This window comes from Acidiferrobacter thiooxydans (assembly GCF_003333315.1).
GTDB lineage: Bacteria > Pseudomonadota > Gammaproteobacteria > Acidiferrobacterales > Acidiferrobacteraceae > Acidiferrobacter > Acidiferrobacter thiooxydans.
In genome coordinates, this window is sequence record NZ_PSYR01000002.1 from 569,404 (window position 1) to 594,216 (window position 24,813).

Genomic DNA, 24,813 nt, shown 5'->3' on the forward strand with positions numbered 1-24,813 from the left:
CGAAATTCGGTACCATCAGGAACGGCGCTCGCGCCCAAGCCCTCTGCGATGCCTGGATGAAGGGGTATAGCGAGGTCGCAACCCTTGTTGCGACACGTCCGTTACGTTTCCGCCGAGAGGCGCGGTCGATGTACGCGAGTGGTTTCCGGGAGGTGGTCAGGAAACGACATAGGCTCACGCGTCTCCTTTACCTCCCAACCGGGCCCCGATCGCAAGAGGTCCGATACCAGGAGGTCCGCATCCGGAGGGAGTGATTGGTCGAATATCACGCTTTCTATAAGAGTGCTATCGGGGAAATATTGCCCATGCCGTATCCGTGGTCCGGCGACGCATATGGGCCAATGGATAGCGGGTGGCGTATGCGAAGAGAACGGCACACAATGCGCCTGACATAGGGCATCCCGACGCAGAAATCCACTGACATCGTCGCCACGCGTGACGTCAGCCTGTAAAACGTTTCTGGGCATCGGCCCGGTCAGCCGGCGTGCGGCAAAAAGGTCATAGGCGTATTCTCCGGCGCGCACATCTGGTCCCGGAGGTGCTCGGTCGCTTACGAGACGCAAACCGGCCAGATCCTCGCTCGACACCGGTTCCTCGGGCCCTGACCGTCTTGGCTTGACGAATGCCATGACACCATCAGGCACCGGCTTGCGGCCATAGGCGCCGTCGGCATCCACGAAAAGCGCCGTAGCCAAACCGATCGCATCACGTACCGCAGCCATACGCGCCACGTCGGGCTCGGGCACACGCCCGCGCTTCATCTTGAGGACAGGCAACACTCGGCGGGCCCAATGGCGCCGCGCATCGACCCGCGGGTCGCGGGGATACGACGTCAGGCCGTCGCTCCCATAAGTCGGCAGCGCCGCGTGCTTACGGTCAAGCAGGGTAACCAGCGCAACGTCCAGTATCCGCGCCTTCAAAACCCACAACGCGCAGTCAATCGCCGGCCGCGCCGCGTCCCCGATCCCCGGTCGGCGCATAGTGAGCAAGGTCTGGGTCATGGCGGACCAAGCCCCGGGTATGGCGAAGACGTCGCAGTCCTGAAGGACCGGGAACGAAGGCGCGACCGCCACCGCGGCGGCCCGCTGGCGCTATAGGTATTGCCAAGCCTGGCATGGCCGCCGGTATAAAGTCTCGCTCGCACCATGATGGGGATACTCAGAGCCAGTGTACCGTCAGAGCCCGATTGCTCGGGCGATATGCGAAATACCGGCGCCTCGGCCTTTGTTATGGAGGTAACGGACCGTGCCGCTTCGTCAATGGCCATGCGGTACAAGCTCCTCCCATTCTTCCGCCAACGAGGCGCGCACGATGCCGAGTGCATCGACATCGCCTTTCACCAAGGCCGACGTGAAGTTCTTGGCCTGCTTGAAGGTGATGTGCGGGGGCAGGGGTGGAACATTCGGATCTGTGTGGGCATCGATGATCGCCGGTCGATCTGCGGCCAGTGCCTCATCCCAGGCGGGCCCCGCGGCGCTTGGCCGGTCGACCACGATGCCGCAAAGGCCGAGCATCTGGGCGTAGGCGGCATAAGGGAAATCGGGCACGTCCTGCGAGGCCTCGTATTTCGGATTCCCGGCCAATACGCGCATCTCCCATGTGACCTGATTCAGGTCATGGTTGTTCAAGACCAGGATGATGAGGTGCGGGTCCGACCACTCTCGCCAATGGCGGGCAATGGTGATGATGTCGTTCATGCCATTCATCTGCATGGCGCCGTCACCGGTCATGGCGATGACCGGTCGGTCCGGATAGGCGATCTTGGCGGCAAGTGCGTAGGGGACGGCCGGTCCCATGGTGGCGAGCGTGCCTGAGAGCGAGGCCTTCATTCCTCGTTTTATCTTGATATCGCGCGCATACCAGTTGGCCGCCGATCCGGAATCGCACGCCAAAATGGCATTTGCTGAAAGCCGTTGCGACAATTCCCAAAACAGGCGTTGCGGGTTCACGGGGTTGCCGTCGTTCAAGGCACGCGCCTCCAGGACCTTCCACCATTCCGCGACATTGTTTTCGATCCTGTTGCGCCATGACCGGTCGGTTTTGGGGCGCAAAAGCGGCAGAAGTGCCCTCAACGTAAACGCCGAATCGCCAATGAGATTCAGCTCCATGGGGTAGCGGATTCCGAGCATGCGGCCGTCGATATCGATCTGAATACCGCGGGCCTGGCCCTCGCGAGGGAGGAATTCACTGTACGGGAAGCTGGATCCGACCATGAGCAAGGTATCGCACTCCTCCATCATATCGAAACTGGGTTTTGTGCCGAGCAGACCCATGGAACCAGTTACGAACGGGAGATCATCCGGGACGGCGGCCTTGCCGAGCAGGGCCTTCGCCACACCCGCTCCCAATCTTTCGGCAACCGCTATCACTTCGTCGGTCGCCGAAAGGCATCCGGCGCCGACCAGCATGGCCACTCGTTGACCGTGGTTTAGGATCTCGGCGGCGCGATGCAGATCATGCTCCTCCGGTACGATGTAGGGGCGCGTATAGCCGACGCTTGAGTGTATCGTATTGTGGGCACGGGGCGGCTTTTTGACGGCCCGCATCTCCTGCACGTCGTTGGGGAGAATGATGCAGGTCACGGTGCGCTCGGTGAGTGCGATGCGCACCGCGCGATCGACGATATGGCGGGCCTGGACCGGGTTCATGAGGGTATGCACATACTCCCCCGCGACGTCCCGGAACAAGCTATGAAGATCGACCTCTTGCTGATAATGGCCGCCCATGACCGTGGTCGCCGCCTGGCCCATGATGGCCACTACCGGCTGATGGTCGAGCTTTGCATCGTATAGACCGTTTAATAGATGGATGGCACCAGGTCCCGATGTCGCCACGCAGCATCCTACCTCGCCCGTGTATTTGGCGTGCGCACAAGCCATGAATGCCGCCAGCTCCTCATGGCGGACCTGAACAAAGTCGATGTCGGCACGTGCGCGCCCCATGGCACCCAGCAGGCCGTTTATACCGTCTCCCGGATAGCCATAGAACCGTCGTATACCCCATTCGCGTAGCCTCTCTAGCATGAAGTCCGACACGGTATCTGCCATTTTTCCTCCTTGGCTCCGGCCTGTACGGGGTTATTCTCTGAGGGTCATCGGGCCGATATGCGCGTTTGGCAATTGCCCGGAATCGAGCCGTGTAGGTTGCACTGCGACCGGCGCATAGGCTCGTATGATGCTGGAATAGCCCCCACCTTTGGGAATCGGTTCTCGATCGCCCGGATCGTTACGGTGCCCCTGACGGCAGTACCGACGGGCCATGGTCATGCGATACAGCCCAACGGGATCGCGGTCAGGCAAGGGCGTCTGCATTTCGACATAGGCCCAGACCTCGCCTGTAGCGGGCATGCTCACTGATTCGTGGCCTATCGTCTCCGGTGGTGGTCCGTTGCTCCAGGCGGGTAGATGGTCGTCGGCAACGACCCATGCGGTTTGGCCTATCACACGATTCCTCATTGGGCATCTCCATCGCCATTGCCGACAGGGGGGCTATCGTACGCCCCGTCACACGAGCGGTTATCCGGCTTATGTGCAAGGGGCGCCGTACCCAGCCTTTTGTAGAGACGATCGCCGCAGTGGTGTTCGTCATAGCCTGTGGCCGACCGATGGGCAGCGACCCGGCGGGCGATGGCCTCATCCCTGCAAGATATTTGGGCGATCATGGTGATGGTGGGCCGCGAACCCGACAGGTGTAGCAAGCCCCGAAGGTTCGTTGACCGACCGTGACCAAGGTATCGAGCGGGACTACCGCGGCGTTACGCGCAACACCCCCAACATCTTTCGCCGCCAGGGTTTCTTTGCGATCATGCCGACGCGGATGAGCAATGAGGGAGGGTTTGGCGCGCGCGGACGCGATCGCGGCCTTTCGCGGCGGCCGTCGGCGCGACCCATGCCTGTGGCGGTGCGCGAGGCCTTGGCTCATCGGTGCCGATGGGTGGCGTGCATGATGACATTTGTGACAGGATCGGCCCGGCAAGCGGCGCGCGCCTGGCAACCGGCAGGGGAGGGGCCGCGACAGGGGCTTGCCGGAGGAGGTCTTGACCGCTCCTGTGGAGATCGTAAGGCGTGCCCCTGCCCTGCGTGGCGATACGAAGTGCGCACCGTGGCGCGGGACCGATGAGCAACGGAGACAAGGAGGAAGCGTGGAGAATTTCGATGTACCCATCGAGCGGCGCAACACCGGCAGCGTCAAATGGGACCGCTATCGAGACCGCGACATCCTGCCGCTGTGGGTGGCCGATATGGACTTTGCCTCTCCAGACGTGATCGTGCGCGCCTTGCAAGAGCGCGTGGCGCATGGCGTCTTCGGCTATGGCAACGCCCCCAAGGGGCTGCTCGAGGCGATCCTCGCTTATGTGCATACCCATAACGGCTGGACGCTACGGCCGGACTGGATCGTGTGGTTGCCAGGCCTTGTCTCGGCACTGAATCTCGCATGTCGCGCCACCGGGGCTGAGGGTGACGACGTACTCACCCTGACCCCCGTCTACCCGCCATTCCTGAGCGCACCACGTCTTGCCTCGCGCCAACTCATCACGGTCCCTCTGGCCTGCCGCGCTGATCGTTATGTCATCGATTGGGAGGCCCTCGAGGAGACGGTCACGCCGACCACCCGGCTGTTCCTGTTATGCAACCCCCACAACCCCGTGGGAAGGGTATACACGGGCGAAGAACTCGAGCGCCTCGGCCGATTCTGTGAGCGCCATGATCTCATCATCTGCGCAGATGAGATCCACGCGGGCCTCGTGCTCGATGCCTCCTTGCGTCATCGGTCGATTGCCAGTCTGCACCCTGATCTGGCACAGCGCACGATCACGCTCATGGCACCTAGCAAGACCTTCAACGTGCCCGGGCTCGGGTTCTCGTTTGCAGTGATCCCGGATCCCACCCTGCGTGAGCGCTTCCGCGCCGCCATGAAGGGTATCGTTCCGGATGTGAATGTGCTCGGTTTCGCCGCTGCCCTGGCCGCCTATCGCGACGCCGAACCATGGCGCCTGGCACTGATCGATTACTTGCGCGATAACGCCGCGCTTGTGCTCGGCGCCGTGCGGGCCATGCCCGGGCTCAACGTCACGCCCATCGAAGCAACCTATCTCGCCTGGATAGATGCCCGCGCCCTAGCACCCCAGAACCCGCAACGGTTTTTCGAAGGTGCGGGGGTGGGATTATCCGACGGTGCGGATTTTGGGGCCCAGGGCTTTGTGCGCCTGAACTTTGGGTGCCGGCGGGCCGTGCTCGCGGAGGCCTTGGGCCGGATGCAGCGCGCCGTCGCGCATAGACAGGGGGCGGGATAGGGGCGCACAGGGCAAGGCCTGCCGAGGCGTACGGGCCCGCCCCTGGACGATGTCCGCGAAAACACGATCGGGATCATCTAGGGGATCTCACATCCTTCGGCCTCGAGCATGCGCACGAGCCGGATGAGGGGTAGGCCGATCAAAGTGGTCGGGTCATCGCCAATGAAGCGCTCGAACAGCGCGATGCCGAGTCCCTCGGACTTCGCGCTTCCGGCACAGTCGTAGGGCTGCTCCTTCTCGAGATAGCGGGTGATGCGCCGCTCATCGAGCGTCCGAAAGACCACCTCGAACAGTGCCACTTCCGACTGCACATGGCCGGTCTGGGCATTCAGGAGCGCCAGTCCCGTATATAGGCGCGCCGTCTTGCCGGATATGCGCCGCAATTGGCGGGCGGCCTCCTCGAACCCGCCCGGTTTGCCGACGATCTCGCCATCGTATTCGGCGACCTGATCGGAACCGATTATGAGGGCATCGGGCGCCAAGGGACTGACCGCCTGCGCCTTGGCGATCGCGAGGCGTTCGGTCAAGGCGCTTGCGCCTTCCCCGGGATGTCGGGCCTCATCGGCGTCCGAGACCAGGACCTCGAAAGGGATCTTGAGTCGCGTCAAAAGCTCGTGGCGATAGCGCGAACCCGAGGCCAGGACCAGGCGTTGCGGCACCGACACAGGCTAGCCGATCTCGACCAGGGCTTCGTTGGGGTTTACGCTGTCGCCCTTCTTGACATGAATGCTCTTTACCGTCCCCTTGATCGGGGCCGGCACCTCGTTTTCCATCTTCATGGCCTCGATGACAAGCACCGGATCACCGGCCTTCAGCACCTGTCCTACGGTCACGAGGACATCGACCACGGTCCCGGGCATGGCGCTTGTGACATCGCCGGCCTTGACGGCCCGCGGGCGACGAAGCCCCGCCGCCACGCTGCCTGCGGGCGTCGCGCTGGACTCACGGAAATCCCCGCCGGCGCCCTCGGTCGGCACGATACCCATGGTCTCCACCATGATCTCTTCAGGCATACCATCGACATAAACGTAGAACGGCCGCTGTTCCTCGTTTTTGTGCCCGGCGCCGCGGATCTTGATGTTGTAGGTCTCGCCATGCATCGTGACATTGAAATCAGTGGGCGCGAGATAGCAGGGGGCGGATTGCGCCTCGGGCGGCGGTAAAAGCTCCTCGGGCCGTAGCGTGCCGGCGGCGCGTTCCTCCAGAAACTGGCGACCGATCTCCGGAAACATCGCATAGGTGAGGACATCCTCCTCGCTCTTTGCCAAATCGCCAATCTCGGCACGCAATTTCGCCATTTCCGGAGGGATGTCATCGGCCGGCCGATGGGTTATGACCGGCTGGTTGCCGATGGCAAGCCTGCGCACACGGCTGTCTATGATCCCCGGGGGCGCACCGTAGCGGCCCTGGAGATACAGCTTAACCTCGTTCGTAATGCTCTTGTAGCGCTGCCCGGTCAGCACATTCAACACCGCCTGCGTCCCCACGATCTGCGATGTCGGAGTGACGAGCGGTGGGTAGCCGAGATCGGCGCGCACGCGCGGGATTTCGAGCAGCACCTCGTCCATGCGCGTAAGCGCCCCTTGTTCCTTCAATTGATTCGCCAGATTGGAGATCATCCCGCCCGGCACTTGATTGACGTGGACCCGGCTGTCGACCCCCGTATGGTCGCTTTCGAATTGGTGATAACGCTTGCGCACGTCACGGAAATAGGCGTTGATACGCTCAAGGCGCTCCAGGTCCAGCCCGGTATCGTGAGCGGTTTCGCGCAAGGCTGCGACCAGGCTCTCGGTGGGCGGATGGCTGGTACCTTCGCCAAACGCCGACAATGCCGTATCAATCAGATAACACCCGCTTTCGATCGCCTTCCACTGGCAGACGGTGGCGAGGCCCGAGGTCGAATGAGAATGGAGATGCAACGGAACCTTTACGGCCTTCACGAGCGCCTTCACGAGCGCCGTTGTTTTGGTGGGCGTCAAAAGTCCGGCCATGTCCTTTAGCGCGATCGTCTGGCAACCCATGGCCTCCAGTTCCCGGGCCATGGCTACGAACGCCGGCACGCTGTGCACCGGGCTTGTCGTGTAGCAGATGGTCCCTTCGGCATGCTTGCCGCTTTGCAGTACCGCCTCGATGGCCACGCGCAGATTACGCGTGTCGTTCATGGCATCGAATATCCGGAACACATCGACACCGTTGTCGGCGGCCTTGGCCACGAACGCGCGGACGACATCATCCGAATAATGGCGGTAGCCGAGGAGGTTCTGGCCACGCAACAGCATCTGGATGCGCGTGCGCGGCAGCGCGGCCTTCAAAAGCCGCAGCCGCTCCCACGGGTCCTCCTTCAGGAAGCGCAAACACGCGTCGAAGGTCGCGCCCCCCCAAGCCTCCAGAGACCAGTAGCCGACGGCGTCGAGATCCGGGCATGCAGGCAGCATGTCCTCGGTGCGTAGGCGGGTGGCTATCAGGGATTGATGCGCATCCCGCAGGATCACGTCGGTGATTTGTACACGCGTCTTTGCCACGATTACCTACCTGTCGTCACGAGTTCTTTATTATACCCCGGGGGCGCGCCTTGCGTCGCGTCCGTTGCCGGAGCTGCCGGTGTGCGTCTACAGCCCATGGTGCGCGGCAATGGCGGCGGCAATGGCCGCCGCAAGATGCGATGTGGGACGACGCGCCGAGTAGTTGCTGAGTTCCGGGTGGTCCTCGACAAAGGCGGTATTGAACAGGCCACCACGGAATTCAGCAGTCTTTAATATCTCCAGATGGTAGGGGATGGTCGTCTTGACACCCGAAACACCCATGTCGAGCAATGCGCGTCTGGCACGTGCCAGGGCCTTATCCCATGTCAGTGCCCATATCGTCAATTTTGCGCACATGGAATCATAATAAGGCGGGAACTCGTAACCCGTGTAAATGGCGGCATCGGTGCGCACGCCGGGCCCGCCGGGCGAATAGTAGCGGGTTATGCGGCCAAAGTTCGGCAGGAAATCGTTCTTCGGATCCTCGGCGTTTATGCGAAACTGTAGGGCATAACCTCGCCTTTGAATATCATCCTGAGTAAAGGACAGGGGGCTTCCGCTTGCGATCAGAATCTGCTCCTGCACGATATCGACACCGGTAATCTGTTCGGTAACGGTATGCTCGACTTGCAGGCGCGTATTCATTTCCATGAAATAGAATCGCTCCTCCTGATCAAACAGAAATTCGACCGTGCCCGCATTCTCGTAGCCGACCGCCTTGGCGGCGCGCACCGCAAGCGCGCACACTTCGGCGCGCTGCTCGTCTGTAAGTTGTGGAGACGGGGCGATCTCCAGCAGCTTCTGGTGGCGCCGTTGAATGGAGCAGTCGCGCTCAAAGAGGTGCACGACATTACCGAACCGGTCCCCCAGTATCTGCACCTCTATATGGCGCGGATTGACGATGCATTTCTCGAGAAAGACCTCGGCGGCGCCAAAGGCCTTGGTGGTTTCGGACACAACGCGATCATATTGGCGACGAAGCTCATCCTCGGAATCGCAACGCCGGATGCCGCGTCCGCCGCCCCCGGAAGTGGCCTTGAGCATGACCGGATACCCTATGAGCCGAGCGGCATCGATGGCCTCGTCCAGGCTCGCGACATTGCCCTCGCTTCCCGGAACGACCGGCAGGCCGGCGGCGATTGCGGCACTGCGCGCCAGGGTCTTGTCGCCCATCTGGCGAATGACCGCCGGAGAGGGCCCGACGAAGATCAACCCGCGACGGATACAGATCTCGGCGAGCTCCGGGTTTTCTGACAAAAAGCCGTAGCCGGGGTGGACGGCGTCACAACCCGCGCCCAGGGCCACGCTGGTGATGCGGTGGGCATTCAGATAACCACCCACGGGATCGGGACCGAGGTTATAGGCCTCGCTCGCCTTCTTGACGTGCAAGGCGTGGCGATCGGCATCGGTATACACCGCAACCGATGCAATCCCGAGCTCGGCGCAGGCCCGGACTATCCGTACGGCAATCTCGCCGCGGTTTGCCACCAGTAGCTTTTTGATCACCTGATACTGCCCCCATTAACCTGCACAAAACTGTACAGAGGATTTATCCGCACACGGTTGACGGCAGCCATCACCTACCACTCATGCGCTTTGACGCTCAGTGGTGCCCGCGGAACGGACTAACAGAATTCGTCGGACTTCGGTATACGGTATCCACCGCCCGATGCCGTATCAATGCCAGGCCGTAGCTTTGCGGCGCAGATCGGTCTGGGAAGACGTCTGTGCGGTCAGGACGCGGCTTACGGTCACGACAACAGTCCCTTGGGTTCCAGGCTGTCTGGGTAATCGTCCTTGATTTGCTTCTCATACTTGCGTATTTCGTACATCCGACCCCGGAAGGTATGTACGATCGCCAGCAAATCCTCGACCATTTCCCGTTCCGGCGACAACGATTCCTGGTTGACGACGACGATTTCGCAGCCCTGTTCGAGCGCCAGATGTTCGATCAAATCGAAACCGAAACGCACTAGCCGATCCTTATGTGCGATTAGCACCCTGGCGATTTCGCCGCGCGAGATACGGTCGAGAAGGTCCAGGAAGCGCTTGCGCTTGAAGTGCATCGCGCTGCCGACTTCCTTGATCCACTCGTCTACGGGAATGGCCCCGGCCAGACAGTACGCCTCCAGCGCCTTGACCTGTGATTCCAGGTCGTCTTTTTGCCCGACGTGGGAGACCCGGCAATATACGACGGTCAAGCGCTTCTCCGGCGCGCCGCCCAGCATCGCGCGCACGTCCGATTCGTCGAAATAACGATGACCGGACGGACGCCGTTTAGCCGTCAATTTGCCCTCGCGCTCCCATCGGCGAACAGTCTGCACCGATCTCCCAATGCGTTTTGCAAACTCACCTATCCCGTATGTCTTGCTCATAACGTATAACTATAGGCATATCTGGATAGAATTGCAGCACGCGCCAATTTCGCCCAAACCCATGCACGACAAGGCGGCGGCGTATTGTAAGGCTTTGGCCGCCACGATTCATCCAAGGGCGACCCGCGCGGCGGCTTGCGCCTACATTCCCTTCCGCGCGGTCGCAGGGCGCGACCGGGATTACGCCCCACCGGCAGCGGGGGCCCCCAGGACACCCCATGCCATCATCGATAACGACACCCAGCCGGATCGCACCCGACCCCGGGTCCGAGTTCCAGGAGGCGGTTGGTATCAGTGGTGTCGATGCTAGGCCGCATGGCATCATTCGGTCTGGCCGAGGCGGCCAGGGTTTCGGGCGACACGACACCGGCCTTTGTTGAGGCGTTCAGGTTTACGGTGGTGACCGGTTGCGGCCGTCAGGGACGGCCGAGATGGGGCCATGGTGTCTTAAATTCCGGGGGTGTCGCAGGGCCACGACCGGCGTCTCGGCCCGTGTGCTACCGATGCTGGCTGAGGCCGCCGTTCGCAAAGGGGGCGGGATGGATCGTAAGGATATCCCGTAGCGCATGGCCGGCCAGGTGTCCGCCCGGAAGCCCGCAGGCGCCAAGGCACGGCTGCCTCCGACATCGCCGCCAATATATTCTGGGCTCCACAGGCTTTGCCTGGACAATGGCCGGGCCTTGGACGCTATTTTGACAGCCCCCGGCCCCCTCTATATGATGGCGCATGGAATCGGGTTTCCTGCCAAGGTCTGTCGACCCGGAACGGGCCGCCGACCAACGTCTCGTGTTCGTCGGCCCGCTCGATACGGCGCCCCTGATGCGACTGAGGGAGTTGGCGGCGGGCGATGCCGGCCGGATCAGCGGCCGGCTGGCGTTCATGCGGGACGAGCAGGGGCGGGCCGTAATGGAGGGCCATGCCGAGGCCTTGCTTCCGCTATTATGCCAGCGATGTGCCGCCGTCTTTCGGTTCGAGCTCTATGCCGACTGGCGACGGATATTCGTGCGCTCGGAGGCCGATGAGCAGGATCTGGCGGAAAAAGGGGTCGATGTCTGCTATCATGACGGCCCGCTCGATGTCGCCGATGTGGTGGAGGAGGAGTTGATGCTGGCCCTTCCCATGGCACCGCGACACCCCGAGGGGTGCGTATCCGTCCTGCAACCGGCGGCCGGGACCCATCCATTCGCCGGGTTGGCGGGGTTATTGAAGCGCGATAGACGCGATAATAGGAACTGAGGAAAGAACACAATGGCGGTACAAAAGAGCCGTAAGACCCCCTCCAAGCGCGGCATGCGCCGCTCGCACGACGCCTTGTCCCGCCCGACCTTGTCCGTCGATCCCACGAGCGGGGAGACGCACCGTCGTCATCACGTGAGCCCGGACGGCTATTATCGTGGCCGCAAGGTTCTCGATACCAAAACCGACTAGGTCTGTCCCGGAGCCGTAAGTGACTATCACTATCGCCCTCGATGCCATGGGGGGTGATCATGGCCCGCGCGTCACGGTTTCGGCAGCGCTCGCGTTCCTGGAGTCCCGGCCCGAGGCGCATGTGGCGCTCGTGGGACAACCGGATGCCATTGAGGGTGAGCTGCGCCGGTTGGCGACGGGGTCCAACGAGCGCCTGCAGGTCGTCCCGGCCACAGAGGTCGTGCGCATGGACGAGCCCCCCGCCCAGGCCCTACGAACCAAGCGCGACTCGTCGATGCGCGTGGCATTGAGCCTGCTGCGCGACGGGCATGCGGACGCATGCGTGAGTGCGGGCAATACCGGCGCACTTATGGCGGTCGCGCATTTCATACTAAAAACGCTGCCGGGAATCGATCGACCCGCGATCGTGACCGCGCTTCCGACCCTGAAGGGGCATGTGCATCTGCTCGATCTGGGCGCGAATGTCGAATGTACTGGCGAACACCTCCGGCAATTCGCGGTGATGGGCACGATTGTTGCCACCGCGGTGGATGGCAAGGAGCGGCCGAGCGTCGGCCTTTTGAATGTCGGCGTGGAAGATATCAAGGGTAATGAGACGGTCAAGACCGCGGCGCAACTGCTTGCGCGCAGTGGGTTGAACTATATCGGCTATGTCGAGGGTGACGGAATTTACGCCGGACATGCCGATGTCATCGTATGCGACGGATTCGTCGGAAATATCGCTCTAAAGACCAGTGAGGGCCTGGCGCGCATGATTCGTGCGTTCCTGAAAGAGGAGTTCGGGCGCAACATACCCACCCGTCTGGCGGGCCTCGTTGCGCGCCCGGTCTTGAAGGCCTTTGCCCGGCGTGTCGATCCCAAACGGTATAACGGCGCCACTCTGGTCGGTTTGAACGGTGTCGTCGTAAAGAGCCACGGCAGCGCCGACGTGGTTGCCGTGCGCAATGCCCTGGAGGTCGCCTTGCGCGAGGTACGCTACAATATCCCGGATCATATCCGCCGGGAAATGGAACCCCCTCCACAGCGGGGACTGGCGTGACCTACGCTCGCGTCCTCGGCACAGGGAGCTTCCTGCCCGAGCGCATCGTGACCAATGCCGATCTTGCATTGACCGTCGATACATCAGACGAGTGGATCGTGTCGCGCACCGGGATCCGCGAGCGGCGCGTTGCCGGAGTCGGTGAGACGACCTGTGATTTGGCGGAGCGCGCAGCCCGGCAGGCGCTCGATGCGTCCGGCTGCCTTGCCTCTGAGATCGATCTCGTGATCGTGGCTACCACCACTCCGGATCGGGTCTTTCCGGGTACCGCCTGCCTTCTTCAGGAGCGCCTGGGGATTCATGGACCAGCGGCCTTCGACGTCCAGGCGGTGTGCACGGGTTTCGTGTATGCGCTTGCCATCGCCGAGAAATTCATTCGCGCCGGAGGCACGAAGCGCGCGCTCGTGGTCGGCGCCGAAACGATGTCGCGCATCGTCGACTGGAATGACCGGTCGACATGTGTATTGTTCGGTGACGGTGCCGGTGCGGTCGTGGTCGGGGCAAGCGATGAGCCGGGCATCCTGTCGTCACATTTGCATGCCGATGGGGCCTATAAGGATCTTTTGACGGTACCGGCGGGGATCTCGGAGCGTGGCGCTGCCACCGGCCACATCACGATGCGCGGAAACGAGGTCTTCCGGATGGCCGTGACCACGCTCGATGCGTTGGTGGCAGAGACCCTGGCCGCCCATGATTTGAAGCAGACGGACATCCGCTGGCTGGTGCCGCATCAGGCCAACATTCGCATCATAGCGGCGACCGCAAAAAGGCTCGGCATGGCGATGGATCAGGTCATAGTAACCGTTGACCGGCACGGCAATACTTCGGCGGCGTCGATTCCCTTGGCCTTCGACAGCGGGGTGCGCGATGGACGCATCCAGCGCGGCGATGTCGTGCTCATGGAGGCGTTCGGCGGGGGGTTGACATGGGGTTCCGTGCTTCTCCGGTATTGATGAAACGATCGAAGAGGTGACGATGAACGCGAAAGGTGACACGGCCTTCGTCTTTCCCGGACAGGGATCACAATGCGTGGGGATGCTGAAGGCGCTGGCGGCGGATCACGCGCAGATCGTCGAGACCTTTCGAGAGGCATCCGAGGTCCTGGGTTACGACCTATGGGATCTTACGCAAAATGGCCCCGAGGAGGTGCTAAACCGCACCGCCGTGACGCAGCCGGCACTGCTGGCCGCCGACGTCGGCTGTTACCGTGCATGGCGTGCGCGAAACGGAGTGCGGCCGGCGGTGATGGCCGGCCATAGTCTCGGCGAATACGCGGCGCTGGTGTGCGCCGAGGCCATGGATTTTCGCGAGGCCGTGCGACTGGTCGCGCGACGCGGCGAACTCATGCAGGGGGCGGTTCCGCAGGGGGAGGGGGCCATGGCGGCCATCCTGGGGCTGGCGGATGAAGCCGTGGAGGCCGTTTGTCGCGAATGTGCGCAGGGCGAGACATTGGCGGCCGCCAACTATAATGCCCCGGGACAGGTCGTGATCGCCGGAACCAAGGCCGCCGTCGACCGCGCCCTTATTGCGGCGCGTGCCGCCGGGGCGCGGCGTAGTATCGTGCTCGCGGTCAGCGCCCCCTCGCATTGCGGGCTCATGCAGGGCGCCGCGCGGGAGTTTGCCGAGACCCTGGCGCCTGTGACCTTGAAGGCGCCGGTGGTGCCTGTCATCCAGAATACCCCGGTGGCCGCCTTGTCCGAACCGGACCTCATCCGCGAGGCCCTCGTAAGCCAGCTATTTTCACCAGTACGCTGGGTTGAGACAATACGCTTGGTGGCGGCATGGGAGGGTATGTCGCGGATCGTCGAATGCGGCCCCGGGAAGGTGCTTACCGGCCTCGACCGGCGTATCGTCGATCTCCCGTGCGTATCCCTGGGGGAGCCGGCGGATTTCGCCGCAGCCCTTGGGGCCACGGGGTCTTAAGCCCACCACGACAAGAATCAGGGAGACAATCATGGGACTCGATGCTGATATTGCCTTGGTCACTGGCGCAAGCCGGGGGATAGGCAAGGCGTGCGCGTTGCGGCTTGCATCGCAAGGCGCGCGTGTCATCGCCACCGCGGCGTCGGAAAAGGGCCTCCAGGGAATCGCGGATTACTTCGCGACCCATGGCGTCCAGGGGTGGTCCTTCCCGCTGGACCTCTCCGATCCCTCCTCGATCGACGCGCTGCTTTCGGAATTGGAGACGCGCGCACAGTGGCCGAGCATTCTGGTGAACAATGGCGCCATAACCCGCGATGCGCTGGCCATAAGGATGCGCGACGAAGACTGGGACGCGGTCTTGGCGACCAATCTTACGGGCACGTTCCGCCTCACGCGCGGATGTCTGCGCGCGATGACCAAGGCCCGCGGCGGACGCATCATCAATATCAGTTCAGTGGTCGGCATAACCGGCAATCCCGGGCAGACGAATTACGCGGCGGCCAAGGCCGGTTTGATCGGTTTCGGGCGCGCCTTGGCGCGCGAGGTCGGCAGTCGCAACATAACGGTCAACGCCATCGCCCCGGGATTCATCGATACCGACATGACGCGTGCCCTTGGACAGGGGCAAAAAGACGCCTTACTGGCGCAGATACCGCTTGCGCGTCTGGGAACCCCGGAAGACGTCGCCTGCGCGGTGGCGTTTCTGGCGTCCCCCGAGGCCTCGTACATCACCGGGACGACCTTGCACATCAATGGCGGAATGTATATGAATTAGCCGATCGGCGCCCAAGGTAGACTTCGGCGGCGGGGATGTGATAACTATGCCGCCGCACGGCTTCGTAACGATTTTCTGGAGGAATGAAAGATGAGCAGCATCGAAGAGCGGGTAAAAAAGATTGTGGTCGAGCAACTCGGAGTCAATGAAAACGAGGTCTCGACCGATGCATCATTCGTTGACGATCTCGGCGCCGATTCGCTTGATACCGTGGAACTCGTCATGGCGTTGGAAGAGGAATTCGATTGCGAGATCTCGGATGACGAGGCCGAGAAGATCACGACCGTAAAGCAGGCGGTCGACTACATCACGGCGCACGCCGCTAATTGATTCGGGCTGCGATCCGGGCATTGCCGTGCGTTCATATCCGGGGAGATTCGTTTGAATAAGAGGCGCGTCGTCATCACCGGGCTTGGGGCGGTCACGCCTCTTGGCCTCAATGTCGCCGATAATTGGCGGCGGATCACCGCCGGCGAGAGTGGGATCGGCGCGGTGACGCAATTCGACGCGAGCGGATTTCCATCCACCATCGCCGGCGAGGTCCGGGGATTCGATACCAGCGCATTCCTGTCGGAAAAGGAAGCCCGCAAGATGGACCGGTTCATCCAGCTCGGCATGGCCGCCGGGGTGGAGGCCGTCAAGGATGCCGGCATCATCGTGACCGATGCCAATGCCGAGCGAATAGGGTGTTATATCGGCTCAGGCATCGGTGGCGTCCACACCATCGAGGAGACCATGCGCCAGTATCTGGAAAAGGGCGCGCGGCGCATTTCTCCTTTTTACATCCCCATGAGCATCATCAACATGATATCGGGGAATCTGTCCATATTGTATGGATTCAAGGGCCCCAACCTGTCGATCGTGACCGCGTGCGCCACGTCGACGCATGCCATAGGGGAGGCCGGCCGCATCGTCGAGTATGGGGACGCCGATGTTATGATCGCGGGCGGCGCCGAGGCCTCAGTGACGCCGACTTCGATGGCGGGCTTTGGCAATGCGCGGGCCCTTAGCTCGCGTAATGACGACCCGACGCGTGCCAGCCGTCCCTGGGATCGTGATCGCGACGGCTTTGTATTGAGTGAAGGCGGGGCGGTCGTAGTCCTGGAAGAACTCGAACATGCACGGGCGCGCGGCGCACGCATCTACGCCGAGCTTCTCGGGTTTGGCATGAGCGGTGATGCCTACCACATGACAAGTCCGCCGGAAGATGGGGACGGGGCGGCACGGTGCATGCGCTACGCCCTGCGCAATGCGGGTGTTGATATTGCCGATGTGTCTTATATCAATGCGCATGGAACGTCGACCCCGCTTGGCGACCGCGCCGAGACCGTAGCGATAAAGCATGTGTTCGGTGATCGCGCCAAAAAGCTAGCGGTCAGTTCGACCAAGTCGATGACCGGGCATCTTTTGGGGGCGGCGGGTGCCATAGAGGCCATCTACACGGCGCTTGCCATATGTGAACAGGTGGCGCCGCCCACCATCAACCTCGATCAGCCAAGCGAGGACTGCGATCTCGACTATATCCCGCACACCGCGCGGGAGATGCCCATTAGCTATGCGCTCTCGAACTCCTTTGGATTCGGTGGCACCAACGGGACGCTGGTACTCGGCCGTTTCCGCTAACCCCATGGATGGCGGCGTGGCGATTCGGGTGATCCCGGAGGGCGCCGACCTTCTGCGCCTCCATGAGACTTTTCCAACACGCTATCCGCATCTGCTCGAAGGCCGCGGAGGGGAGGGGTGGGGATGTGACATCCTGTTTGCCGAACCTGAGGATCCGGTTATTCTGCGGGCCGGCGCAACCCCCGCCGACTGTGCAGAATTCTTTACCGCCCTCGATGACCGCACGGGCCTTGCGGCGGGTGGCGCCGTGCCAGACGAGACACTGCCGTTTTACTATGGGCACTTTCTTTTCCTGAGCTACGAACTTATTACGGCATGGGAGTCACGGCTGGCATCACTTCCTTTGCCGGCGGATGTGCCGCTCGCGTGGCTACAAGGCTTTTCGGGAGCGGTTTTGCGGGAACGGTACTCGGGCCGCGCGATCGTCACCGGCAGGGATGCGTCGGTAGTCGCGAAGATTGCCGCCGATCTCAAGCGCCTTCCTGCCCCGCGGCCATGGCCGCCGGTAGTGCTTGAGCATCTGCATGAAGATCCCCCGGAGGACTACGAGCGCGGCGTGCGCGACATTCAAGCGCGCATCACCTCTGGGGAGGTCTTCCAGGCCAACCTGTCCCGCCGCTATTCCGGGCGTATCCGGGCCGATATCCCGGCCGGTGCGCTGCTCGAGGGCCTGCGCGGGCATAACCCGGCACCGTTTTCTGCAATGGCGCGCCTCGGCGATACCCTGATCGCAAGCGCGTCTCCCGAGCGGCTTCTCCGGCGCCGCCGATCCCAGGTAACGACTCAACCCATTGCCGGGACCTGTGCGCGGGGTTCCGGGGCCCTCGCCGACGAGTCTGCGCGGCGCGGGTTACGCACCGATCCCAAGGAGCGCGCCGAGCATCTCATGCTCGTCGATCTCGAACGTAATGACCTCGGTCGCGTGTGCGTGCCCGGTAGCGTTCGGGTTCCGGAGCTCATGCGCATCGAGAGTTTTGCCACCGTCCATCATCTGGTGTCCGACGTCGAGGGCACGTTGCGGGCCGATGTCCGGCCGTCGCATCTCATTCGTGCATTGTTTCCGGGCGGCTCCATCACCGGTTGCCCGAAGATACACTGCATGGGGATCCTGGCGCAGAACGAGCGCCGCGCGCGTGGCGCCTACACGGGCAGTCTCGGCTATATCAATGAGCGCGGCGATATCGACCTCAACATCCTGATCCGCACGCTCGTGGTGCGCGGATCCGAGATCGAGTTTTGCGTGGGGGCCGGGATCGTTGCCGATTCCGATCCGAAACGGGAGTTGCTCGAAACCCAGGCCAAGGCCGCGGGCCTTGTGCGTGCCCTGGGGATCGCCAGCCGTGGCTGATCGCTTAAGCCAGCCATGACCTGGAGCCGCCCATCCCGCGCGTATCGCCTTCGCCATCGGTTCCTGGCGCCGTGGCTCATGGCGTGTGCGGGCCATGGACCCGCTGTATGAATCCGCTGGCGAGCCTCGTGAACGGTCACGCACGGTCGCTGATGGCCGTGACAAGCCGTCTACAGTATGGGGACGGATTGTTTGAGACGGTGGCTATTCATGACGGCCGCCTGCTGCTGTGGCGCGAACATATCCGACGACTCACAGCCGGCATCGAACGGCTGGGGCTTAGCCCCATCGATGCCGCGCTTCTCACCGCCGAGGCCGAAAGCTTGGCGGCCACACAGAGCCTCGCTATCCTGAAGATCATCGTGGTGCGCGGGGCCGAGGGGCGAGGGTACCGACCAGTGGCCGCCCCGACCGACCGCATCCTGACGCTGTGGCCCTGGCCCGATCGCCCGGCAGACGACCAGGCGCCAGTCTTCTGGTGCCGTACCGTGCTTGCCCGGCAACCGCTCCTGGCCGGCCTCAAGCATTTGAACAGGCTCGAGCAGGTCTTGGCGCAACGGGAATTGGTCGACCCCTATTGGGAAGGATTGATGCAGGACACGCAAGGATGGGTGATAGAAGGGACCATGACCAACCTGTTTGTGGTCGAGGGCGGTATTCTGACGACGCCGATCCTTGATCAAGCAGGGGTCGCGGGGGTGATGCGTGATCAGGTGATGAGGCGCGCGCGCGAATCGGGTATGGTGGTGCGCCTCGACCATCTTACGAGCACGCGGGTTATGGAGGCAGACGAGGTCTTTTTAAGCAATTCGGTGGTCGGTGTACGCCCAGTGCTATGCCTGGGCGAGCGCCGGTGGCGGCGCGGTCCCGTGACGTCCCGGATGGCGGAGATCCTGAGGGCCTGTGGCGATGCGCCCGCGCTCTAAGTGGGGCCTTGGCGCCCTGGTCTTGTGTGGCCTTTCGGCGGCCGGATGGTATCTGCTCGCCGATCGCCCGTTACATCCGGGCGTAAAGACCTTCCACCTACCTACCGGGACCACCATGCGCGCCTTTGCGGAACTGCTCCAGAGGCGCCATGTGATCGATTCCGCCAACACCTTCGTGGCGCTTGCGGAACTCACGGGGGAGGGCGACGCCTTGAAGACCGGCGTCTACCGGTTTTCCGATCCGACAACCCCCCTGCGTATCCTGCACAGAGTGGTGACCGGGCAGGTCGTCGAATACCCGCTTACGCTTGTGCCTGGCTGGACGTTCCATCAGGTGCGTCAGGCCTTGGCGCGCGCGATACATCTCACAGACGATGTGAAAGGCCGTTCGCACGCTTCCGTGCGCGCCGCGCTGCATATGCATGCAAGTCTGGAGGGGGCGTTTTTTCCAGACACCTACTACTATACCTATGGCGCATCGGCCACATCGGTACTGGCGCGCGCCCACAAACGTCTGCGCGCGCTGCTCGCCAAGGACTGGCGCAATCGCGCCCCCGATCTACCCTTGCGTACGCCGCAGCAGGCCCTGATTCTGGCATCCCTTATCGAGAAGGAGACCGCCAAGGCCGGCGAGCGGCGTAAGATCGCAGGCGTGTTCGTCAACCGCCTGCGTCTTGGCATGCGGCTTGAGACCGACCCTACGGTGATCTTCAGTCTCGGCAAACGCTACCACGGGGTCCTCACCAGCGCCGATCTCGAGTACCCGAGCCCCTACAACACCTACCTCCATTATGGGCTGCCGCCAACGCCCATCGGTTTATGCAGCGCCCGCACCCTTTATGCCGCGCTCCACCCCGACAAGACGCGTGCCTTGTATTTTGTGGCCACCGGACGCGGAGGTCATGTATTCTCTGATACTCTCCAGGCGCAAGACGAGGCAATCCGCAAGTATGAGATCGACAGCACCCCGCCGGCCGCTGTTCCTGAGTCTCGAGGGGCTCGACGGGTCGGGCAAGACCACGCAAATCGATCGCGTCGTGGACTTCTGCGAACACCATAACGCCGCCGGCGTCGTGGTGACCCGGGAGCCTGGGGGGACGGAAGTGGGCGAGCGTATTCGCCATATCCTGCTGGAACACGCCTCACTGCACGCGCAAACCGAGCTTCTCCTGGTGTTCGCGGCGCGCATACAGCACGTCAAGGTGGTGATTGCCCCGGCGCTGGCGCTCGGCAAGACCGTCGTCTGCGATCGCTACCTGGACGCCACCTACGCCTACCAGGGCTACGGGCGAGGCCTCGATATCTCCTTGATAGACGCGATGACGCGCCTCCTCGACATCCCGCTGCCGGATCTCACCATCTATTTCGATGTCCCTGTGCCCGTGGCCTTGGCGCGGCGCGCAGGACGCGCCGCTGATCGCATCGAGGCTGAGGGTGAGGAGTTTTTCGAGCGGGTACGCGAAGGGTATTGGCGACGGGCCCAGGACGAGCCGGGACGTTTTGTCGTCATACCCGCCACGGGGTCCTTGAGCGAGGTCGGAGAGGCCGTGGACGCAGCCCTTGCACGGCGCTGGTAGGTCGCCATGTTGCCCTGGCAGAAGACGGCATGGGATCGCCTAGGCGACATAGAGCGCCTACCCCACGCGCTGCTCGTGAGTGGACCACCTGGCATTGGCAAACGCCTGTTCGCCGAACGCCTCGCGCGCCGACTGGTGTGCGAGCACGCCACGGCCTGCGATGCCTGTCGTGCCTGCCGACTGGCGGCAAATGATACTCATCCGGACGTTCTGATCGTGCGTCCGCAAGAGGGCAAGACCGAGATCACGGTGGACGATGCCCGGGCCGTCAATCAGTTCCTGGTATTGACACCCCATCTCGCCACGCGCCGCGTAGTGCTCGTCGTCGACGCCGACCGCCTCAACCGATCGGCCTCGAATGCGATCCTAAAGACCCTCGAGGAACCGCCCTCCGGCAGTTATCTGCTCTTGGTCAGCGATGCCCCGGCCCGCCTCTTGCCCACCATCCGCTCGCGCTGCCAAAACCTGGTCCTGCCACGACCGACGGAAGAGGAGGGGATTTCCTACCTGCAGGCCCATCGGCTACCGGACCCGGGGGGGCTGCTGGCGTTGGCCCACGGGGCGCCGCTACGCGCCCTGGCATGGCCACAGGACGCGCCCGCCATGGCACAACGACTGTTCGCGAGCCTAGAGGCCGTAGCGCTGGGTCGTGACTCGGCACTGGAGGCAACCGAGGACTGGCAGGCCGGTGACATGGACATGGGGCTCGCCTTCCTGACGGAGATCGCAGCCGCCTTGACGCAGGTGGCATTGACCGGGACCGTCGTCAGGGGTTGGCCTAATGCCCAGGAAGGGCGCTTGCGTGCTTTGGCGGCTCGACTAGACTTGGAACAAGTGCTTGGCCTCTGGGATGAGGCGCTCGAGGCCCGGGGCCTACTCGGGGCACCCCTGGATCGCCGCCTGGTGTGGGACCGGCTGTTTTTGCACGTTGAGCCGCGAGGGTGAGTAGTGATATGTCGACCGTAGAATCACAGACACGAGACAACCTAAAGGCCCCGGTACGACCCGGTGTCTTATCGCTCGTAATCAAGGACCGCAATGCCTTGTACACGGCCTACATGCCGTTTCTGAAAGGCGGTGGCCTGTTCATACCGAGCAACAAACCCTACAAGCTCGGCGACGAAGTCTTCATGCTGCTCACGCTCATCGATAGCAAAGAGAAGGTACCGGTTGCAGGCCACGTCGTCTGGGTAACGCCTCAGGATGCGCCTGGTGGACGGGCACCGGGCATCGGCATCCAATTTAGCGCCAAGGATGCCGAGGTCGCGCGCACCAAGATCGAGACCCTCCTCATAGGCCAATTGCAATCGGATCGCCCGACCCATACGATGTAGGGATGCCGTTAGTCGACTCACACTGCCATCTCCATTTCGCACCACTGCGTGACGATATCGACGCCATATTGGCGCGCGCCCACGAACGCGGCGTGTCACATATGCTGTGCGTCAGCGTCGGGCTCTCGGATATCGGGCCCATACAGGACATCATGCGTCGGGACCCGAGCGTCTTCGGCTCGGTCGGTATCCACCCCAATGAGGCGGGCGGCACGGATTCGCTCTTCGATACCCTCACGCACTTGGGCGCATACGAGGGCATCGTGGCCCTCGGTGAGACCGGCCTTGATTATTATCGATTGGAGGGGCAGGACGTCACCCGCCAACAGACACAGTTTCGCCAACACATCGCGGCCGCCCGGCGGGTCGCCAAGCCGCTCATTATCCATACGCGCGAGGCCGCCGCCGATACCCTGCAGATCCTGCGTGACGAACACGCGTGCGATATCGGGGGCGTCCTGCATTGCTTCACCGAGAGCGCGGATTTCGCGCGCCAGGTCCTCGATCTCAACTTCTATATCTCATTTTCGGGAATAGTCACCTTCAAGAACGCGCAGGCCCTGCGGGATGTCGCGCGCCTCGTGCCGGAGGATCGCCTCCTGATCGAGACCGACGCCCCGTATCTGGCCCCCGTTCCGCACCGCGGGCAACCGAACGAGCCATCCTACGTCTCCCATGTCGCGCAATGCCTGGCGGACGTCCGGGGCGTGTCCCGGGAGCGGATCGCAGAGACCACCGCGCACAATTTCTTCAGGCTTTTCAAAGACGCGGTGCCGGTCGACCCGGCCAGCGCGGGCCTCGGGGCATCGCCGGTAATAGCGACCGAGCCCTCACACGGATAAGCCAGGATAACACTGTTACATCAGGGTCTTACGTAAGATTCCCGATGGAGTGTATGCGCCCACCCGAAGAGTAGCCGCCAAGCCCTTATACGGACATGCGTTTGTGCCGACGGCGCTCGAAGAGATAGGCGATCATCAGATACAGATAGACCACCATGTAGATATTGGTGGTGCCGAGCATATCCCCGCGGTTGCCGGTACTTCCGAGCTGGTAAGGACCGCCCCAGCCCTCGGCCGTCGTCCATATCCCGAAGGAATACAGAAATCCGATCGGCAGAAACCATTCCTGCCAGCGCTTCAGGAGCAGGCTTGCCGCCAGGACCGTCTCGATGACCGCCGCGAAGATCCCAAACGCGGTCTGTCCTACGAGCTGGATCGCCGATATGAAAAACCCGATATAGGCTGCAATCCAGGCGGGCTGCCCGACATCGGCTTGCTGCAGATAGGACAGGCTATGTTCAAAAAATGCCGGCTCCCATTTCCAGAATGCATCGAATGCCCACAAAAGCCCGAACAGGATGCGCACGACCTCGATGCGTCCGGTGCCGACCACAGGTTGCGATTTCGGTCCAACCGAAAGTCGCTGTTCCGAAGGCACCGACAGAACCGCCAAGAATACGAGCGCATATACGATGGCGGTTCCCGGATCTGTGGAACCGGGCTGGAAGGGGCCGCCTAGGCCGCCCACGGTCACCCACAGCGCAAGGCTGTAGACGATCCCCAGGCGCGCCATGGGCCGCACGGCGAAGCCCGTGATGAGCGAGATCGCGAGCAGGCCATCCAGAACTATGGTGCCGATCGCCACGTGGCGCGGGCCTAGTACGGTCACCACATGGATGGCGCCATGAAGGAAGGTCTGCACCACATGTGGCTGCCCTTTGAGCCGCTTGACGATGGATGTCAGAAAACGGCCTATATAAGCGCTGTTGGCCTCGAGTATCGTGTTGATCAGCCAGATCACACCAAAGAGGATACGCATCCCGGCAAAGGCTAGCTCCTGATTCCCGGTGTAACGTGACGATCGGTCCTCAAACATGAAACAGGCTCTCCTTCCGCTGCGGTTGCCAATAAGATATCGCTCTCTCGCAATCGGACTATAGTACAAAGGCATAGTGCCTGCCCACCGCCCCATAGCCCCGGCCCCGTCTATCCCCGCAGCCGCGTCCTCGGCTCGGCCCCCGACCCGCCCCGTCGGCGCGGGTTTTACGCGCCGATCCCTGTCCGTACGCAACATGGAAGGCGCGTAGTGGGTGGGAGAGGGGACCTGCCCGGTTCACAAAAAGGCGTGAGAGGCCCTAGCCTCGCTGCGAACAATTGGCATCCAGCGCGAGGCAGGAGACCCGTACGGCGCAATGCGGGGCTCGCCGTCTGGTCTGCCACTCCATTCATCGACTCGATGAGCGCCGGCACTCGTGGACCCTTGGCTTGCCCAAAGGCTGCGTCTACCATGCTTGCGCCCACCCAACGAAAATATCCCCATGGGCAATACCATAAGGAGCGAGGAGCCCATCATGTCGAAATCGCAGCGGTTTCCGAAAATCGTGGCTCGCGGTCTGCTCATCCTGACCGGGACGAGCCTCCTAGCCGGCTGCTTCTTTGCCCCGCCAGGCGACTACGAGCATCGCGGATGTTACCAGTGCGGCGACTACCACTATCACTATGATCACCGCGACCATCACGATGATCGCGGTGATGACTGATAGGCCGCACCTTTAGTTTCCGCCTTCGCATTTCCGCCTGGGCCAACGTGGCCCAGGCAACATCCCCGGCGAACCGTATCATCCCTGGCCCCAAACGAAATCCCGTCC

At 62.5% G+C, this 24,813-nt stretch carries 25 protein-coding genes; 17 read left to right on the forward strand and 8 right to left on the reverse strand.

The annotated features are described in order from the left end of the window. Window positions 1–101: 101 nt before the first annotated feature. The 3 genes from C4900_RS09735 to C4900_RS17290 form a co-directional block, all read right to left on the reverse strand. Window positions 102–1,073: an enolase C-terminal domain-like protein gene (locus C4900_RS09735; RefSeq protein WP_114283005.1), complete on the reverse strand. Its 972-nt coding sequence runs from the start codon at window positions 1,071–1,073 to the stop codon at window positions 102–104. A gap of 183 nt (window positions 1,074–1,256) precedes the next feature. After that, window positions 1,257–3,047 carry a thiamine pyrophosphate-requiring protein gene (locus C4900_RS09740; RefSeq protein ID WP_114283006.1) on the reverse strand — a complete coding sequence of 597 codons (1,791 nt, stop codon included), beginning with the start codon at window positions 3,045–3,047 and terminating at the stop codon, window positions 1,257–1,259. A gap of 30 nt (window positions 3,048–3,077) precedes the next feature. Beyond that, entirely contained in the window at window positions 3,078–3,455 is a 378-nt protein-coding gene (locus C4900_RS17290) for a sensory rhodopsin transducer (RefSeq protein WP_083995834.1), read from the reverse strand. Between the two features lie 686 nt (window positions 3,456–4,141). Here C4900_RS17290 and C4900_RS09750 point away from each other — a divergent pair. Then, window positions 4,142–5,293, forward strand: coding sequence for a MalY/PatB family protein (locus C4900_RS09750; protein ID WP_065970507.1), 1,152 nt, complete (start codon window positions 4,142–4,144; stop codon window positions 5,291–5,293). 77 nt (window positions 5,294–5,370) lie between these two features. Here C4900_RS09750 and C4900_RS09755 read toward each other — a convergent pair whose 3' ends face one another. From C4900_RS09755 to C4900_RS09770, 4 genes are all read right to left on the reverse strand, one after another. Further along, window positions 5,371–5,958 (reverse strand): Maf family protein, encoded by a 588-nt coding sequence (locus tag C4900_RS09755; RefSeq protein ID WP_228579619.1) that lies wholly within the window; start codon window positions 5,956–5,958, stop codon window positions 5,371–5,373. A 3-nt stretch (window positions 5,959–5,961) separates the two neighbouring features. Continuing rightward, complete coding sequence (gene oadA, locus C4900_RS09760) at window positions 5,962–7,815, reverse strand: sodium-extruding oxaloacetate decarboxylase subunit alpha (RefSeq protein ID WP_065970491.1); 1,854 nt, start codon at window positions 7,813–7,815, stop codon at window positions 5,962–5,964. 87 nt (window positions 7,816–7,902) lie between these two features. Further along, window positions 7,903–9,321, reverse strand: a complete 1,419-nt coding sequence (locus tag C4900_RS09765) for an acetyl-CoA carboxylase biotin carboxylase subunit (protein WP_065970493.1) — start codon at window positions 9,319–9,321, stop codon at window positions 7,903–7,905. A 245-nt stretch (window positions 9,322–9,566) separates the two neighbouring features. Then, window positions 9,567–10,190, reverse strand: coding sequence for an IS607 family transposase (locus tag C4900_RS09770; RefSeq protein WP_065970495.1), 624 nt, complete (start codon window positions 10,188–10,190; stop codon window positions 9,567–9,569). Between the two features lie 726 nt (window positions 10,191–10,916). Here C4900_RS09770 and C4900_RS09775 point away from each other — a divergent pair. The 15 genes from C4900_RS09775 (at window position 10,917) to C4900_RS09845 (ending at window position 23,005) form a co-directional block, all read left to right on the forward strand. Beyond that, window positions 10,917–11,426, forward strand: a complete 510-nt coding sequence (locus C4900_RS09775; RefSeq protein ID WP_114283007.1) for a YceD family protein — start codon at window positions 10,917–10,919, stop codon at window positions 11,424–11,426. Window positions 11,427–11,438: 12 nt separating this feature from the next. Further along, window positions 11,439–11,618 carry a 50S ribosomal protein L32 gene (rpmF, locus tag C4900_RS09780; protein ID WP_065970501.1) on the forward strand — a complete coding sequence of 60 codons (180 nt, stop codon included), beginning with the start codon at window positions 11,439–11,441 and terminating at the stop codon, window positions 11,616–11,618. A gap of 19 nt (window positions 11,619–11,637) precedes the next feature. Beyond that, window positions 11,638–12,657, forward strand: coding sequence for a phosphate acyltransferase PlsX (gene plsX, locus C4900_RS09785; RefSeq protein WP_065970503.1), 1,020 nt, complete (start codon window positions 11,638–11,640; stop codon window positions 12,655–12,657). Beyond that, on the forward strand, window positions 12,654–13,610 hold the full coding sequence (locus C4900_RS09790) for a beta-ketoacyl-ACP synthase III (RefSeq protein ID WP_065970505.1): 957 nt from the start codon (window positions 12,654–12,656) through the stop codon (window positions 13,608–13,610). Before plsX ends, C4900_RS09790 begins: the two co-directional genes overlap by 4 nt. A 22-nt stretch (window positions 13,611–13,632) precedes the next feature. After that, complete coding sequence (gene fabD, locus C4900_RS09795) at window positions 13,633–14,580, forward strand: ACP S-malonyltransferase (protein WP_114283008.1); 948 nt, start codon at window positions 13,633–13,635, stop codon at window positions 14,578–14,580. A gap of 31 nt (window positions 14,581–14,611) precedes the next feature. Next, window positions 14,612–15,355: a 3-oxoacyl-ACP reductase FabG gene (fabG, locus tag C4900_RS09800; RefSeq protein WP_065971963.1), complete on the forward strand. Its 744-nt coding sequence runs from the start codon at window positions 14,612–14,614 to the stop codon at window positions 15,353–15,355. Window positions 15,356–15,445: 90 nt separating this feature from the next. Then, the gene (gene acpP / locus C4900_RS09805; protein ID WP_065971964.1) at window positions 15,446–15,685 is read left to right on the forward strand and encodes an acyl carrier protein; all 240 of its coding nucleotides are present in this window, start codon (window positions 15,446–15,448) and stop codon (window positions 15,683–15,685) included. A gap of 51 nt (window positions 15,686–15,736) precedes the next feature. Further along, window positions 15,737–16,978 (forward strand): beta-ketoacyl-ACP synthase II, encoded by a 1,242-nt coding sequence (fabF, locus tag C4900_RS09810; RefSeq protein ID WP_065971965.1) that lies wholly within the window; start codon window positions 15,737–15,739, stop codon window positions 16,976–16,978. A 16-nt stretch (window positions 16,979–16,994) separates the two neighbouring features. Then, window positions 16,995–18,326 carry a chorismate-binding protein gene (locus C4900_RS09815; protein ID WP_211306878.1) on the forward strand — a complete coding sequence of 444 codons (1,332 nt, stop codon included), beginning with the start codon at window positions 16,995–16,997 and terminating at the stop codon, window positions 18,324–18,326. A gap of 107 nt (window positions 18,327–18,433) precedes the next feature. Continuing rightward, the gene (pabC, locus tag C4900_RS09820) at window positions 18,434–19,252 is read left to right on the forward strand and encodes an aminodeoxychorismate lyase (RefSeq protein WP_114283010.1); all 819 of its coding nucleotides are present in this window, start codon (window positions 18,434–18,436) and stop codon (window positions 19,250–19,252) included. Next, window positions 19,236–20,312, forward strand: a complete 1,077-nt coding sequence (mltG, locus tag C4900_RS09825) for an endolytic transglycosylase MltG (protein ID WP_065971729.1) — start codon at window positions 19,236–19,238, stop codon at window positions 20,310–20,312. Before pabC ends, mltG begins: the two co-directional genes overlap by 17 nt. Further along, entirely contained in the window at window positions 20,290–20,829 is a 540-nt protein-coding gene (gene tmk, locus C4900_RS09830) for a dTMP kinase (protein ID WP_233431975.1), read from the forward strand. The genes mltG and tmk overlap by 23 nt, the downstream gene beginning before the upstream one ends. 6 nt (window positions 20,830–20,835) lie before the next feature. Then, complete coding sequence (gene holB / locus C4900_RS09835; protein ID WP_065971727.1) at window positions 20,836–21,774, forward strand: DNA polymerase III subunit delta'; 939 nt, start codon at window positions 20,836–20,838, stop codon at window positions 21,772–21,774. 8 nt (window positions 21,775–21,782) lie between these two features. Beyond that, complete coding sequence (locus C4900_RS09840) at window positions 21,783–22,163, forward strand: PilZ domain-containing protein (protein WP_065971726.1); 381 nt, start codon at window positions 21,783–21,785, stop codon at window positions 22,161–22,163. A gap of 2 nt (window positions 22,164–22,165) precedes the next feature. Next, entirely contained in the window at window positions 22,166–23,005 is an 840-nt protein-coding gene (locus C4900_RS09845) for a TatD family hydrolase (RefSeq protein WP_065971725.1), read from the forward strand. Window positions 23,006–23,090: 85 nt separating this feature from the next. On the opposite strand, the gene C4900_RS09850 is transcribed toward C4900_RS09845, so the two are convergent. Beyond that, on the reverse strand, window positions 23,091–24,041 hold the full coding sequence (locus C4900_RS09850; RefSeq protein WP_065971724.1) for a hypothetical protein: 951 nt from the start codon (window positions 24,039–24,041) through the stop codon (window positions 23,091–23,093). A gap of 475 nt (window positions 24,042–24,516) precedes the next feature. On the opposite strand from C4900_RS09850, the gene C4900_RS09855 reads away from it, so the two are divergent. Next, window positions 24,517–24,705 carry a hypothetical protein gene (locus C4900_RS09855; protein ID WP_141689174.1) on the forward strand — a complete coding sequence of 63 codons (189 nt, stop codon included), beginning with the start codon at window positions 24,517–24,519 and terminating at the stop codon, window positions 24,703–24,705. Window positions 24,706–24,813 lie beyond the last annotated feature (108 nt).